10 protein-coding genes and 1 pseudogene are annotated in these 14,484 nt (G+C 61.4%); 7 read left to right on the forward strand and 4 right to left on the reverse strand.

Annotation, left to right across the window (positions count from 1 at the left end):
- Nucleotides 1-82: 82 nt before the first annotated feature.
- Nucleotides 83-1,600: an HD domain-containing phosphohydrolase gene (locus ACTG27_RS02465; protein ID WP_019446605.1), complete on the reverse strand. Its 1,518-nt coding sequence runs from the start codon at nucleotides 1,598-1,600 to the stop codon at nucleotides 83-85.
- A 324-nt stretch (nucleotides 1,601-1,924) separates the two neighbouring features.
- Between ACTG27_RS02465 and ACTG27_RS02470 the strand changes: the two genes are divergently transcribed.
- The 7 genes from ACTG27_RS02470 (at nucleotide 1,925) to ACTG27_RS02500 (ending at nucleotide 8,949) form a co-directional block, all read left to right on the forward strand.
- Nucleotides 1,925-2,728, forward strand: a complete 804-nt coding sequence (locus ACTG27_RS02470; protein ID WP_216977986.1) for a siderophore-interacting protein — start codon at nucleotides 1,925-1,927, stop codon at nucleotides 2,726-2,728.
- Nucleotides 2,729-3,003: 275 nt separating this feature from the next.
- A complete protein-coding gene (locus ACTG27_RS02475; protein WP_439979022.1) occupies nucleotides 3,004-4,338 on the forward strand; it encodes a TonB-dependent receptor domain-containing protein in 1,335 nt (444 codons plus the stop codon).
- Nucleotides 4,263-4,973, forward strand: a complete 711-nt coding sequence (locus tag ACTG27_RS02480; RefSeq protein WP_439979023.1) for a TonB-dependent receptor domain-containing protein — start codon at nucleotides 4,263-4,265, stop codon at nucleotides 4,971-4,973. Before ACTG27_RS02475 ends, ACTG27_RS02480 begins: the two co-directional genes overlap by 76 nt.
- Before the next feature lie 109 nt (nucleotides 4,974-5,082).
- Nucleotides 5,083-6,099 (forward strand): FecCD family ABC transporter permease, encoded by a 1,017-nt coding sequence (locus ACTG27_RS02485; protein ID WP_439979024.1) that lies wholly within the window; start codon nucleotides 5,083-5,085, stop codon nucleotides 6,097-6,099.
- 7 nt (nucleotides 6,100-6,106) lie between these two features.
- Entirely contained in the window at nucleotides 6,107-7,144 is a 1,038-nt protein-coding gene (locus tag ACTG27_RS02490; protein WP_439979025.1) for a FecCD family ABC transporter permease, read from the forward strand.
- The gene (locus tag ACTG27_RS02495; RefSeq protein WP_439979026.1) at nucleotides 7,144-7,947 is read left to right on the forward strand and encodes an ABC transporter ATP-binding protein; all 804 of its coding nucleotides are present in this window, start codon (nucleotides 7,144-7,146) and stop codon (nucleotides 7,945-7,947) included. The genes ACTG27_RS02490 and ACTG27_RS02495 overlap by 1 nt, the downstream gene beginning before the upstream one ends.
- A gap of 84 nt (nucleotides 7,948-8,031) precedes the next feature.
- The gene (locus ACTG27_RS02500; protein ID WP_021231222.1) at nucleotides 8,032-8,949 is read left to right on the forward strand and encodes an ABC transporter substrate-binding protein; all 918 of its coding nucleotides are present in this window, start codon (nucleotides 8,032-8,034) and stop codon (nucleotides 8,947-8,949) included.
- 119 nt (nucleotides 8,950-9,068) lie between these two features.
- On the opposite strand, the gene ACTG27_RS02505 is transcribed toward ACTG27_RS02500, so the two are convergent.
- From ACTG27_RS02505 to ACTG27_RS02515, 3 genes and pseudogenes are all read right to left on the reverse strand, one after another.
- The gene (locus ACTG27_RS02505) at nucleotides 9,069-9,422 is read right to left on the reverse strand and encodes a copper-binding protein (protein ID WP_439979028.1); all 354 of its coding nucleotides are present in this window, start codon (nucleotides 9,420-9,422) and stop codon (nucleotides 9,069-9,071) included.
- A 44-nt stretch (nucleotides 9,423-9,466) separates the two neighbouring features.
- Nucleotides 9,467-12,595: pseudogene (locus tag ACTG27_RS02510) on the reverse strand (efflux RND transporter permease subunit).
- A 73-nt stretch (nucleotides 12,596-12,668) separates the two neighbouring features.
- Entirely contained in the window at nucleotides 12,669-14,201 is a 1,533-nt protein-coding gene (locus ACTG27_RS02515; RefSeq protein WP_439979030.1) for an efflux RND transporter periplasmic adaptor subunit, read from the reverse strand.
- Nucleotides 14,202-14,484: the final 283 nt, after the last annotated feature.

Consider the following 14,484-nt stretch of genomic DNA (forward strand, 5'->3'; position numbering starts at 1 on the left):
GAAGTGGCGTGATGCCAGAGATAAAAAACCGCCTTGATAAGCAGGGCGGTTTTTTAAGTTCATAAACAGAACAAACTGGCTATCAGTGTTCGCCGATATAGACATCCTTGTTCTGCTCGCGGATCTCGAGGAACTTGTCCAGATTGGCCATCATCAGCTCGACCAGCTGGGGGTCGAAATGCTGCCCCTTCTCCTCTTCAATCAGGGCCAGCACCTTGTCCAGCGGCCACGCCTTCTTGTAGCAGCGATCCGAACCCAGGGCATCGAACACGTCAGCCAGCGCCACAATCCGCCCCTCCAGCGGAATATCCGTCCCTTTCAGACCGCGGGGATAGCCACTGCCATTCCATTTCTCATGGTGATTGCCAGCGATGGTGGCACCAATCTGGAACAGCGCCAGATCGCTGCCGGAGAGCATATCCTGCCCGAGTTGGGCGTGGGTTTTCATGATCTCCCACTCCTCCGGTGTCAGCTTGCCCGGCTTGTGCAAGATGGCATCGGGAATTCCCACCTTGCCAATGTCATGGAGCGGCGAGGCACGTTTCACCAGCTCGCTCTGCTCTTCGCTCATGCCCATCAGGTGGCAGAATTGTTCGGTATAGAGCGCGACCCGTTTGACGTGCAGCCCTGACTCTTTTGAACGGGTTTCGACCAGTTCGCCGATGCGATAGATGATCTCCCGCTGGTTGTCGGCGATCACCTCATTGAGCCGGATATTCTCCAGCGCCACTATGATGTTTTCGGTAAACAGCGTCAGCAGACTGGTATCGATCTGGCTGAGCTGGCGGGTGGTCTCGATGTGGAACAGCAGGTGGTGGCGCGGATTCTGACAGTAGAGCACCATCTGGGTGGCGTTATAGACGTTGCTGCGCTTGCTCATGGCCTGGCGCAGGATCTCCGGCGCGTCCGTGAGGAGCATGGCTGGATGGCCGGGGAGCAGGGGCTCCAATACTTGATCCTTCACCTCATAGGCGTATTGCTTGACGTCGTATATCTGGGTTTCCCCCAGATGGAGCAGGGCGCTGAGCTGCTCCTGGGCGCCTTCGACAAACTGGCGCAGGGCCCGTTTCTCAAAGATCCCCTTGGAGGCTTCGATGACTTTTTCCAGCCCCTGACGGTTACTCTCCAGGGTGCGGATATCCCGATATGAGCGTAGGCTGGCCCGCAGCAGGGTGCGCAGCTTCTGTGAGGTGAGCTCGGTTTTATCCTTGTAGTCGTTGATGTCGTAGTTGGTGACCACGTCATCTTCCGGCGCCTGGCCGGGCTGGCCGGTACGCAACACGATGCGTACCATCTTGTTTTGCAGATCTTCACGGACGTATTTGACGACATCAAGGCCGGCGTGGTCGACCTCCATCACCACGTCCAGCAGCAACAGAGCAACGTCTGGGGTGGTGGCCAGCAACTCTTTGGCCTGCGCCGCGGAATAGGCATGCAGAAAATCGATGGGGCGATTGTCAAACTCGAATTTGTTCAAGGTGATTTTGGTGATGCGATGCACTTCAGGCTCATCGTCAACAATCATCACCTTCCAGCCCGCTTGCTGTGCGTCGGGGAGGGAGAGATCGTCATCATCAATAATCAGGATCTGGTCATCCATCATACAATCCTGTTTGGCATCCTGTGCTTACATTAACTGCTTCACTAAGGATAGGAAACTTATTGGGAAATAAAATTTGATCTCGAAAAACTATGGTCGAAATAAGCAAATGGAACCCTTTGTAACTATGGCGTTGTCCGGCTGCTTTCTTTGCCCAATCATGGAGCTAGCGTGCATAAAGCCTATTTCTGGATTGGGGTGTGGACGCTAGTGGTTGGGAATGTTTGAATCCAGCTTGTAGCTATTAGACGAGAAACAATCTTATTTGATAGTGATTCCTATTTGTGTGTAGCATGGGCGACACACTCAACGAGGAGCCCCATCGTGTCCCCATCTCTGCCTCCCAATCGTCCCCGTCTGCTGACTGTCAAAGCCATTACCCAGATCACCCCCCATTTGCGTCGCATCACCTTTGGTGGCAGCGAGTTGGCTGACTATCCCTTTACTTGCGGTGGAGCCCATATCAAGGTGATGCTGGCCCAGCCCCATCAGGTAGAGCCGGTGCTGCCTGCCATGACCCCGAGCGGCCCGCGCTGGAGTGACCCGGCGGACAAGCCGGTGATTCGCACCTACACCATCCGCGCGTTTCGCCGTGATGAGCAGGAAATTGATATCGACTTCGTGCTGCACGGTGACGGCGGGCCCGCCAGCGCCTTTGCTACCCATGCCAAGCCGGGAGAGAAGGTAATCCTCTCCGGGCCGGGTGGTCCCAACCCCATGCTGCAACCGGCCGATCACTACTGTCTGGTGGGGGATCTCACCGCCTTGCCCGCCATCATGGCGATGTGTGAGGTGATGCCTACCGAGGCCAGAGGGGAAATTGCGATTCTGGTGCCGGATCAGGCCGATGCTCAGCCGTTGACGCTACCGGTCGGGGTGCGCTGTCACTGGTTTGTCGGTGAGCCCGAGTCCAGTGGCCTGCTGGAGCATGTGATTGCTCTGCCGCTGGTGCGCGATGGTGGCTTCTTCTGGCTGGGTGGGGAAGAGGCGCTGGTGCTGCCGCTGCGCCGCCATTTTCGGTCTGTGCTCGAGGTGGATCGCCAGTCGCTCTACGCCGTGCCGTACTGGCGTCGGGGCAAGAGTGAAGAGGCCTATCACCAGACCCGTCACGATGTGATGGATAATTAAGCGGATGCGAAAGAATACCTGATTCACGCTTGCAAATAAAAATGATTTGCATTTAGTATTGCGCCGTCCCGATGTCAGTCGGTACGGCGCTTTAGTTATTGATGGCTGCGAGTGGCATAGCACAACGCAGGGCCTGCCGTGATGCACTGATGTTCGGGGTGATGGGGCATGGACGACTGTTCATGCCAATGAACTCCATCACTTTGCACCGGGTCTGGCGAGGTCAGACAGGGATGTCGGTGGTGTTGGCCTTGGTTGTTTTATGTGGAGTGTTGATGATGCGTACATCATCCCGACGATTTGCAGTGCATCCGCTGGTGTTGTCCCTTTTTGCCCTGCCAGTTCTGGCCCAAGGGACTGCGCCTGTCGCCGCTCATGAAACTATGGTGGTGACGGCGACCAAAACCCGGCACAGCGAGCTGACCGCCCCGGCCAGCGTCTCTGTGGTGACCCGGGCCGAGCTCGACAAGCTCAATGTCAATGATCTGACCGGCGCCCTGAAACAGCTGCCGGGGGTCAATATCAGCCCTGCGACCAGCTACGGCCGCAGCGAGATCAAGTTGCGCGGGCTGGAGGGGGATTACACCCTGTTGCTGGTCAATGGCCGGCGTATCAGCTCCCGCGATGCTCTTACCTCCGGTTATGGCAATGATTTCGATCTCTCCGCCATCCCCATGGCGGCCATCGAGCGTATCGAAGTGATCCGTGGCCCCATCTCCTCCCTCTATGGCGCAGATGCGCTGGGCGGGGTGGTCAATGTCATCTTGCGCCAACCCGGGGAGAAGACCGAAGCGGCGGCCACCTATACCTTCAGCGACCCCACCGACGGTCACGGCGGGACTATCAACAAGGCGAGCGCCTATGTGGGCGGGGCGCTGATCGACAACAAGCTGCTGGCCAACCTGGTGGTAGAAGGGAACCACAGGGATGCCTGGCAGAGCGAGCAGAGCATTAACCCCAAGGCCGATGCCATCGAGCAGCGTGAAAAGCTGGGGATCCTCTCCAACGTCAAATGGCTGATCGACGATCGTCAGGATCTGGATGTGGGGATGAACTACGCCAAAGATGATCGGGAGGCCCACTGGAACAACTACGGCCAGACGCCGCGCAATATCCAGCAGATGGAACGACTGGGACTCAACGCCACCCACGTCGGCCGTTGGGATCAGTTCGACAGCCGGGTCGGCTATGCCTTCGAGCAGGTTGACCTGTTTGACGACTCCGAACTGATGACGGCGCTGAGCAAGACCAGTGGCGATGTGAGCCAGACCAACCATACCTTCGATGGCCAGCTGAGCGGTAATCTGGGCAGCCACCTGCTGACCAGCGGTGCCGAGTACCGCATCACCGAACTCAAGCATAACGTCAACCTCAAGGGGGGCGATGTCAGCGTCAACCAGAGCGCGCTCTATCTGCAGGATGAGTTTGGCTTTGGCGATCTGGCCCTGACCTTCAGCGGCCGGGTCGATCACCACGAGACCTATGGCACCGAGTTCAGCCCCCGTGGTTATGCCCTCTACAGCCTGACTGACAAATGGGTGGTCAAGGGCGGCATTGGCAAGGCGTTCAAGGCGCGACCATTGCCCAGTCCAACCCGGATTATGCGGTAGCCGCCTGTCGCGGTCGCTGCGCCGTGGTGGGCAACCCGGAGCTGAAGCCGGAAACCGCCGTCAGCTACGAGCTGGGCACCGCCTATGATGGTTCGTTCTGGGGCGCCGGGGTTACCGCCTTCCACAACGATATCAAGGACAAGATCCAGAGCGAGGCATGGACCTCCACCTGGCGTCCGGCGGTGATGACCTATCAGAACGTCAGCAAGGCCCGCATCAAGGGGGTGGAGCTGAGCGGCTGGTTTGATATCACCGATGCCCTGACCCTCTCCAGCAACGTCACCCTGATCGACGGGGAGGACAAGACCAGCGGCAAGGATCTCTATCGGACGCCGGAGCATACCGTCAACGCCAAGCTGGAGTGGCAGGTCATCGAGAGCCTGAGTACCCAGCTCGGCTGGAACTACACCGGCAGCCAGATCCTTCCGGTTCCGCGCATGAGCGGCACCACCTATGAGACCACCGCCGGATTCCACACCCTGGATATCGGGGCAGTCTGGAACGCCACCCGGGCACTGGATCTGAAGTTCGGGCTCAACAACCTGACCAATACCAAGCGTGACTGGGTTGCCACCGAGGCCGATCAGATCCTCGACGGGCGCACTGTCTATGCCGGTGTGGCCTACAAGATGTAGTGGCTGAGCGGAAGCCCGCACTGGCGGGCTTCCGTTGTTGCCACGGTATCACCTCGGATGACGGCTTTTGTGTCAACAAGATGGCATTGCAATCATAAGGAGTTAAAGGGTGTTTAGAGACCAGACCTCGCTGTTCTGGCTGGGATTATTCCTCCTGTTCATACTGCTTTCTCTCTCGCTCGCCACCGGTGCGGGTGTTTATGGTGCCCGCGAAGTGTTCGGCTACCTGATGGGTGACGCGCCTTGGGCGAGTGACGAGAAGCTCGCCATGGTGCTCAATACCTTGCGACTGCCGCGCACCCTCTGCGCCATGGTGGTCGGCGCCTCTTTATCTCTGGCGGCCTCCTTGTTGCAGAGCGCGACCCGCAACCCGCTGGCGGAGCCCGGTCTGCTCGGGGTCAACGCCGGGGCCGTCTTTGCGCTGGTGGTGGGGCTCACCTGGTTTGGTGTGGAGTCCGCCTATGGTTATCTGCTCTGGGCCGGCTTCGGCGCGCTGCTTGGTAACGTTATTGTGCTGGGACTTGGCATGATGATTGGCCGCTCCAATCCGCTGAAGCTAATTCTGGTCGGGGTGGCGCTCTCCGCCACCTTCGGCGGTCTCTCCAGCTTTCTGCTGCTCTCCAACAAGATGGTGCTGGAGCAGTACCGCTTCTGGAACCTCGGCTCCCTGTCGGCGGCCAATCTCGATGCCATCATAGCCGTGCTGCCCTTCGTGTTGGCGGCGTTTGTCATCACCCTGCTGCTCTGTCGCCAGCTGACCCTGATGCAGATGGGGGACAGTCAGGCCCAGGCGCTCGGGATCCGCCCAAACCGGGTGCGAATTGGCGTGCTGCTGGCCGCTACCCTGTTTACCGCCAGTGCCATCGCCATCGCCGGCCCCATCGGCTTTGTCGGCTTTCTGGCCGTCTACTGTGGCCGACTGGTAGAGCCGGTGAAGCTGTCGGTGCAGGTCTGTTTCTCCGCCCTGTTCGGCATGCTGTTTCTGCTGTTGGCCGACATTCTGGCGCGCTGGCTGATCCAGCCGTTCGAGCTGCCCAACGGGGTTATTCTGGCCCTGATTGGCGCGCCTGTACTGATCGCCATTGTTCATCGCGGGGGCTTTCGTACCCTGCTGACCGTCAAGTGAGGGGCTGATGCGCACACCTACCGATATGCTCTGCCTGCGGGCCGGCAACCGCTCTTTGCTGATCCATCTGCCCAGCTGGCGTTGGCTGGCTCTGCTGGCCATGGCGCTGCTGGCGCTTGCTCTGCTGGCCCTGAGCGTTGGCGGCGGCAATCTCGGCTTTGCCGGGGTGGTCAACACCCTGCTGGGGGAGGGGACGCGGCTTGAGCAGCTCACCCTGTTCAAGATCCGGCTGCCGCGCATTCTTGGGGTGGTGGTGGCGGGGGCGGCCATGGGGCTCTCCGGCTGTCTGGTGCAGACTCTGGTGCGCAACCGGCTGGCCACACCCGACATGGTGGGGGTCAACAACGGCGCCTCTCTGGCCATCATCGTCTTCTCCCTCTACTTGACGGTAGGCAGCTGGCCCTGGTGGGCTGCCCCCATCGGCGCTATCTTCGCGGCGCTGGTGCTCTATGCCCTCTGCCGCAAACCGGGTGAGCAGGGCTATCTGTTCGTGGTGATCGGCATCGGCCTCTCCGAGCTGTTCGAGGCGCTCGGCCAGTTTGTGATGTCCACTCAGGCCTTGCTGCATTTGAGCTCTCTCTATCTGTGGAATATGGGCAGCTTTATCGCCGTGGGTTACAGCACCATTACCCCTATCGCCATCCTGTTGCTGCTGCTCTGCCCGTGGATCGTCTATCTCTCCCGCGCGCTGGCGGTGCTGCGCTTTGGCCCCGAGATGGCCAGAGGGCTTGGCGTCAACGGCGATCGGGTACAACTGGGCATTCTGGCGCAGGCCATTCTGGTGGCGGCGCTCGGCACCGCCATCGGCGGCCCCGTGGTCTTTATCGCCATGGCAGCCCCCATTCTTGCCTCCTGGCTGGTGAAAGACCGGGTGGTGCCGCTCTGGCTGGCGGCACTCAGCGGCGCCTTGCTGCTGCTTGCCAGCGATACCTTGGTCCGGGTGCTGGCAAACCCTCACGAGGTGGCGACCGGCATCATGACCCGTATTCTCGGCGGCCTGTTGCTGCTGTTTCTTCTTGTTAACGATCGCCAGAGGGCTGACTGATGACGCTCACCGTAAATCGCCTCCATTTCGCCTATCAGCAGACCCCCATTTTGCGGGACATCTCTTTCAGCGTGCCGAGGGGCAAGCTGGTGGGGATCGTCGGCCCCAACGGCTGCGGCAAATCGACCCTGCTCAAGCTGCTATCCGGCCAGATGAAAGCCCAACGCGGCGAGATCCTGCTCAAAGGCAAGCCGCTTGCCAGCTACCCCATGAAGGGGTTGGCGCGGGAGCTCGCCTACCTGCCCCAGCGGCCAACCCTGCCTGCCGGCATTCTGGTGGAGCAGTTGGTGCAGTATGGCCGCCACCCTCATCAGGGCTGGTTCAATCAGTGGGGCGAGGAGGATGCCCGCATGGTGCGCAGCGCCTGCGAGCGGATGCAGCTTGAAAGCATCTGGCAGCAGAGCGCCGCGTCCCTCTCCGGCGGGCAGGCGCAGCGGGCCTGGCTTGCGATGATCCTGGCGCAGGACAGCGACATGGTGCTGCTCGACGAGCCCACCAGCGCCCTCGATATCGGCCACCAGACCGAGGTGATGGAGTCAATCCACCGCATCACTGCCGAAGGCAAAACCGTGCTGCTGGTGATCCACGATCTGGCGATGGCGGCCCGCTACTGTGACGAGTTGATCGCCATCGGCGAGGGGACCATTGCTGCCATGGGCCCGGCCCGGGAGGTGGTGACCAAGGATCTAATCGACCGGCTCTACCAGACCAGTGTCGACATTCTGCATGCCCCCGGCGACGGGGCGCCCATTATCGTGCCCCGTCGCCACGAACATGGCCGCACCCTGCGTTCGGCGAGTTGAGTCATATGGGCCTGCTCTGTGGGCCCACCGAGTGTATTCACGCGGCCGATTATCCGGGCCGTGCAACGATGAAGGAGTGAGATGATGAAGCGTTTTGCCGCCCTGGCAGCAGCCATCCTGATGCTGGCCGCGCCGCTGGTTCAGGCACAGGAGATGCGTGAAGTGACCGATGCGTTTGGCCAGAAGGTGCAGGTGCCAGTCCAGCCAACGCGGGTGGTGGTGCTGAGCGAGCTCGAACTCGACAGCACCCTGACCCTGGGGCTGACCCCCATCGGCGCCGTCAATGGCCGTGGTCAACCCACCTTGCCTCGCTATTTGCTGAACAAGGCGGGCATGGGGATCCAGGTGATCGGCGATCTCGACAGCCCCAATCTGGAGTCGCTGATTGCGCTGGAGCCCGACCTTATCCTGACCGGCCAGACCCGTCCCGAGCTGCTGACCTTGCTGGGGGAGATCGCGCCGACCGTGGTGACCAGCAAGTGGGGTGAGCCGTGGCAGGATAGCTTCCGCCGCACCGCCCACACCCTCAACCGCGACCAGCAAGGGGATACTTTCTTGCTGCAGTATGCCGAGCGGCTGACTCAGGCCCGCAGCAAGCTGGCCAAGCATCAGGGGGAGAGCATCAGCATAGTGCGCTGGAACCCCAAGGGGCCGAGCTTTATGTATCAGGGCACCTTTGCCAGCAGCGTAGTGGAGTCGATGGGGCTGGTACGCCCAAGCAAGCAGCAGGGTACTGGCGCACCCCACTCACCGGCGCTGAGTCTGGAGTCCCTCAACTTGCTGGATGCTGACTGGCTGGTGGTCGGTACTCTGAGCGCCACCGGTGATGCGGTGGATGCCATGCGTCAGGCGGAGCAGACCCCGGCGTTCCAGCAGCTGCCGGTGATCAAAGCCAAGCGCTTTGGCGCTGTGGACGGGTCGCTCTGGACCTCCAGCGGCGGCCCGCAGGCGGCCCTCAAGGTGATCGAGGATGTGGAGCAGTTGCTGGCAACCCGCAGCTGAGTGCTATCGCGCGCCAGAGGTTGACCACACGAACAGGTTGATCAAAAGAAGAGGGAGGCTGATGCCTCCCTCTTGCGTTGTCACTGTCTATCGTGACCTTTTCGGCGAGCCAGAGCCGTTTATTGCGGCTGGATGGCTGTCACTGTGAGCTTGCCGCTCTGGCTTTCGGCATGAAAGTGGATGGCATCCCCCACCTTCAGCCCCTTGAGCTGGGCCGGATCTGCCACTCGAAAGACCATGGTCATGGCGGGCATCTTGAGATTCTCGATCGCCTCGTGCTTGATGCCGACCTTGCCGCTCCCCTCATCGAGGCGGGTAATGACCCCCTTGGTCATCACTATTGCGGCCTGTTCGTTCATCTCACCCGTCTGGCTCATCTCGTGCCCTTCATTGTGCGTCATCTCCTCGGCTTGCAGGCTGGTGTGGGTGGCAAGGCCAAGCAGCAGGGTCAGGGTCAGCGTTTTGTAGTTCATGATGGTTTCCTCATCGTTCAGTCAATATGGATCGTGAAATCGGGTTATTCGGATTGCGGGTTCGCGCTCTTGCCAAGGCTGCGACTGCGCCACAGGTAGTAGGCCGCGGGCAGCACCAAGAGGGTCAGCACCAGCGCGCTCACCATGCCGCCGATCATGGGGGCGGCGATGCGCTGCATCACTTCCGATCCGGTACCGTGGCTCCACATGATGGGCAAGAGGCCGGCGATAATGGTGACCACCGTCATCATCTTGGGGCGCAGGCGCAGGGCGGCGCCCTGGATCACCGCCCGGTGCAGCCCCGCCTTGTCCGGCTTGCCACTGGCCACCAGGTCATCCCAGGCATGGTTGAGGTAGACCAGCATCAAGACGCCGGTCTCTACCGCCACCCCCGCCAGAGCGATAAAGCCCACCCCGACTGCCACAGAGAGGTTGAAGTCGAGCAGCCAGAGGGTCCAGATCCCCCCACCACCGCCAGCGGCAAGGTGGTGAGAATGAGCAGCACCTCCTGAACGCGGCGAAACGCCAGATAGAGCAGCAGCACGATAATGGTGACCGTGAGCGGCACCACGTAGGCGAGGCGCGCTTTGGCTCGTTCCATGTACTCGTATTGGCCAGACCAGGTGAGGGCGTAGCCCGCCGGCAGCACCAGCTGCTTGCCCACCTCGGCTTTGGCCTCATCGACGAAGGAGCCAATGTCGCGGCCGCGAATGTCGACGTAGACCCAGCCGTTGAGGCGCGCATTCTCGCTGCGCAGCATGGGAGCTTCGTCGCTGATATAGACCCGTGCCACATCCGCCAGCGCGATGCGTGCGCCACTTGGAGTGACCACCGGCAGCAGCTCGAGGCTCGCCACCGAGTCGCGATAGCTCTGGGGGTAGCGCAGGTTGATGGGATAGCGCTCGCGCCCCTCGATGGTTTGGCCCACCTCCATGCCGCCCACCGCGGTGGCGAGTACCGCCTGTACATCGGCGATGTTGAGGCCGTAACGGGCCGCTTTGAGCCGGTCGATATCCACCTTGACGTAGCGGCCGCCGGCCACCCGCTCGGCGTAGACCGATGAGGCGCCCTCCACCTTGCCGACAATCTGCTCAAGCTGTTGGCCGAGCTGCTGGATCACCTTGAGATCCGGCCCCGCTATCTTGATGCCGACCGGGGTCTTGATGCCGGTGGCCAGCATGTCGATGCGGGTCTTGATGGGGGGCACCCAGGCGTTGGTGAGGCCGGGGAAGCGGATGAGGGAGTCGAGCTCCTCCTTGAGCTTCTCCGGGGTCATGCCGGGGCGCCACTTGTCCCGGGGCTTGAGCTGGATGCTGGTCTCCATCATCACCAGATCGGCAGGGTCGGTGGCCGATTCGGCGCGCCCCGCCTTGCCGAACACGTTTTGCACCTCGGGCACGGTACGAATGAGCTTGTCGGTCTGCTGCAAAATCTCCCGCGCCTTGCCCACCGAGATATTGGCTGCGGTGGTGGGCATATACATGATGTCCCCCTCATCGAGCGGCGGAATGAACTCGGAGCCGAGGTATTTGAGCGGCCAGAAGCCCGCCACCGTCACTACGGCGGCGACAACCAGAGTGGTTTTCGGACGGGCCAGCACGGTTTTCAGCAGTGGCACATAGCCCTGGCTCAGCCAGCGGTTCAGCGGGTTGGCCTGCTCCGCCAGCACCTTGCCACGGATGAAGTAACCCATGATCACCGGCACCAGCGTGATGGCGAGCGCGGCAGCCGCCGCCATGGCATAGGTCTTGGTGTAGGCGAGGGGATGGAACATCCGCCCCTCCTGTGCCTCCAGCGCGAACACCGGCAGGAAGCTGATGGTGATGATCAGCAGGGAGAAGAAGATGGCAGGCCCCACTTCGATGCTCGCCTCTGTGATGATGCGCCAGCGGTTCTTGTCGGTGAGCGCCTCCCGCTCCATGTGTTTGTGGACGTTCTCGATCATCACGATGGCGCCATCCACCATGGCGCCGATGGCGATGGCGATGCCCCCGAGCGACATGATGTTGGCGTTGATCCCCTGCAGATGCATGACGATGAAGGCGGTCAAGATGGCGATGGGCAGGGTAATGACCACCACCAGCGACGAGCGCAGGTGGAACAGGAAGGCGAGGCAGACCAGCACCACCACGGCAAACTCCTCCAGCAGCTTGCCGGAGAGGTTGTCGATGGCGCGCTGGATAAGGTCGGAACGATCGTAGACAGTGACCACCTCCACCCCTTGTGGCAGGCTGCTTTTCAGCTCCGCCAGCCGCGCCTTGACCCCGTCGATGGTGTGCTGGGCATTCTCGCCGTAGCGCATCACTATGATGCCGCCCACCACTTCTCCCTCGCCGTTGAGCTCGGCGATGCCGCGCCGCATCTGGGGACCGGTGACCACATCTGCCACATCACCCAGCAGCAGCGGGGCACCGCGTACCGTGGTGCCGAGCGGGATCTGCTTCAGATCCTCGATGCTTTTGAGGTAACCGTTGGAGCGCACCATGTACTCCGCTTCCGCCATCTCGATGACGGAGGCGCCGGTCTCCTGATTGCCCTGCTTGATGGCGGTCTCGATAAGGGAGAGCGGGATGCCGTAGGCGCGTAGCTTGTCCGGGTCGACCCGCACCTGATACTGGCGCACCATGCCGCCCACGGTGGCGACCTCGGAGACCCCCTCCACCGTCTGCAACTCGTACTTGAGAAACCAGTTCTGCAGGGAGGTGAGCTGGCTGAGGTCATGCGTGCCGGTTTTGTCTACCAACGCGTACTGATAGACCCAGCCCACCCCGGTGGCATCGGGGCCGAGCTGGGGGCGGGCGGAGGCGGGCAGATTGGGCGCAACCTGGCTCAAATACTCCAGCACCCGGGCGCGGGCCCAGTAGAGGTCGGTGTTGTCGTGTAAACAGCACATAGACGAAGGAGTCGCCGAAGAAGGAGTAGCCGCGCACCGTGGTCGCCCCCGGCACCGCCAGCATGGCGGTGGTGAGCGGGTAGGTCACCTGATCTTCCACCACCTGGGGCGCCTGGCCCGGATAGGCCGTCTTGATGATCACCTGCACGTCGGAGAGATCCGGCAGGGCATCCACCGGGGTTTGCTTGACCGACCAGAGCCCCCAGGCGGTGAGCATGAGGGTCAACAACAGCACCAGAAAGCGGTTGCCCACCGACCAGCGAATAATCGAGGGGATCATGGTTGAACTCCTTTCTCACCAAGTAGAGAGAGCGGAGAGCGGTTGCCTGCTAGGCAGCGAATGATGGCAGGGATCATGACTTCTTCTCCACCTCGGGCATCGTCATCTGATGCTGGCTATGGTCCATGCCTTCCATCTTCTCCATCTCATCCGTTGCAGGCTTGGCGTCGCCGTCAGTAGCGGGCGCCTTCTCCTGATGGATGTTGGTGATGCGGTACTCATCCCCCTCCTGCATTACCTGCAGGTGCAGGGTCTGCCCCTCGACCAGCTTGCTGATATCGACCCCGTTGGCGACGGCGAACTCCATCTCCATGGCGGGCCACTGCCACTCGGGGATGGGCTGGTGGGAGACCATCAGGGTACGTTTGGCCAGATCGATGCTTTCAACCTTGCCCTGGGTCCACACCTGGGCGGGGCGTACCGCCGTCATGCGCTGGAAGTCCGAATCGATGGCCGACTCGGAGTCGAGCAGGAACTGGGCCGAGCTGACTATGCTGTCACCCGCTTCCACCCCCGCCTTGATGGCGACCTTGTCGCCAAACTGGGGGCCGAGGGTGACGGCGACCGACTTGAAGTTGCCATCCCCCAACGCCAGCACCAGCCGATCCTGACTGCCGGTGCGGATCACCGCTTCGCTCGGCACCACCAATTGCGGCTCTCCCTGCCCGGTGCGAATGCTCACCTTGGCAAACATATTGGGTTTCAAAAACTCGTCCGGGTTGGCAAAGCGCAGGCGCACCTTGAGGGTGCGGGTAGCTGCGTCCAGTGTCGGGTAGAGGTAATCCACCTTACCTTGCCAACTGCGACCGGGGGCATAGTCGAGGGTCATGGTGACCGGATCCCCCACTTTCAGCTGGTCGGCCTGGCGCTCGAACACCTCGGCACTGACCCACACCTGCTGGAGGGTGCTGATGTTAAAGAGCGCCGCTGCGGGCTCCACATACTGGCCCTCGCGCACCTTGAGCTCGGAGACATAACCGCTGCTGGGGGCGTAAATGCTGATGGTTTCGCGCACCTGACGGCTGCGCTTGAGGGCTGAGATTTGATCTGCCGGTACCTGCAGGGACTTGAGCTTGCCCTCGGCGGCGCGCAGCAGCAGGGGGTTGGCCGTGTTGAGTGCCAGCAGGTATTCGTGCTGGGCGTTGACCAGATCCGGCGCGTAGAGCTCGTAAATAAGGCTCCCCTTGCTCACCTGCTGCCCCTCGCTCTTGATGGCGAGGGTGCGGATCCAGCCCGCCATGCGGGCGTTGACCGCCTCCAGCCGATCTTCGTCATAACCGACATAGCCCACCGTCTCGATCTGCTGGTGGATAGGCAGCTTCTCCACCTTGGCAAGTCGCACCCCCAGGTTCTGCTGGATCTCGGGGCTGATGGTGACGGTGCCCGGCGAGCCGTTTTTTTGTTCCTCATAGACGGGGATAAAGTCCATCCCCATGTTGTCCTTGGCAGGGGCATCGCGCTTGTCGCGCGGATCCATAGGGTTGACCCAGTAGAGCGGCGTCTTCTCCTTGGCCGCGTTGCCTGTGGTGGTCTGTTTGGCGGCCCAGTAGCCGCCACCAGCTCCAAGGGCAAGTAGCAGGGCCGACATCAGGACGGTCTTGTTCATGACTGGTCTCCGGCGCGGATCTGCATGCAGAAAGTGCAGGAGGGTAATGCGCCCGCAAAGGCAGCAACCTTGGACGGTGAAAAGTGGGCTGGTGACATAATACGTCTTCTCTTTTGCAGGCCGCCGGTCGGGTGAGGTGCAAGGCATCACCAAAGGGGCTGGCGGCAAACGGGGTGCAGCTGTATCAGTGCGCACGGCTCCCTGTGAGCGGACCGGTTTGGCCGGGGCACAGGGTCAGGCAAGGCGGCAGGAAACGGGCAAGTTAAAGCTTGCCTGTGCCGCA

This window comes from Aeromonas sp. 97A (assembly GCF_051919185.1).
In the GTDB taxonomy this organism is placed as follows: domain Bacteria; phylum Pseudomonadota; class Gammaproteobacteria; order Enterobacterales; family Aeromonadaceae; genus Aeromonas; species Aeromonas veronii.

What these genes read in the sequence shown, in the direction of transcription:
- ACTG27_RS02465 (WP_019446605.1), bottom strand. Translation starts at nt 1,600, where the DNA reads ATGGATGACCAGATCCTGATTATTGATGATGACGATCTCTCCCTCCCC.
- ACTG27_RS02475 (WP_439979022.1), top strand. Translation starts at nt 3,004, where the DNA reads ATGATGCGTACATCATCCCGACGATTTGCAGTGCATCCGCTGGTGTTG.
- ACTG27_RS02480 (WP_439979023.1), top strand. Translation starts at nt 4,263, where the DNA reads ATGGGTGGTCAAGGGCGGCATTGGCAAGGCGTTCAAGGCGCGACCATT.
- ACTG27_RS02490 (WP_439979025.1), top strand. Translation starts at nt 6,107, where the DNA reads ATGCGCACACCTACCGATATGCTCTGCCTGCGGGCCGGCAACCGCTCT.
- ACTG27_RS02495 (WP_439979026.1), top strand. Translation starts at nt 7,144, where the DNA reads ATGACGCTCACCGTAAATCGCCTCCATTTCGCCTATCAGCAGACCCCC.
- ACTG27_RS02500 (WP_021231222.1), top strand. Translation starts at nt 8,032, where the DNA reads ATGAAGCGTTTTGCCGCCCTGGCAGCAGCCATCCTGATGCTGGCCGCG.
- ACTG27_RS02505 (WP_439979028.1), bottom strand. Translation starts at nt 9,422, where the DNA reads ATGAACTACAAAACGCTGACCCTGACCCTGCTGCTTGGCCTTGCCACC.
- ACTG27_RS02515 (WP_439979030.1), bottom strand. Translation starts at nt 14,201, where the DNA reads ATGAACAAGACCGTCCTGATGTCGGCCCTGCTACTTGCCCTTGGAGCT.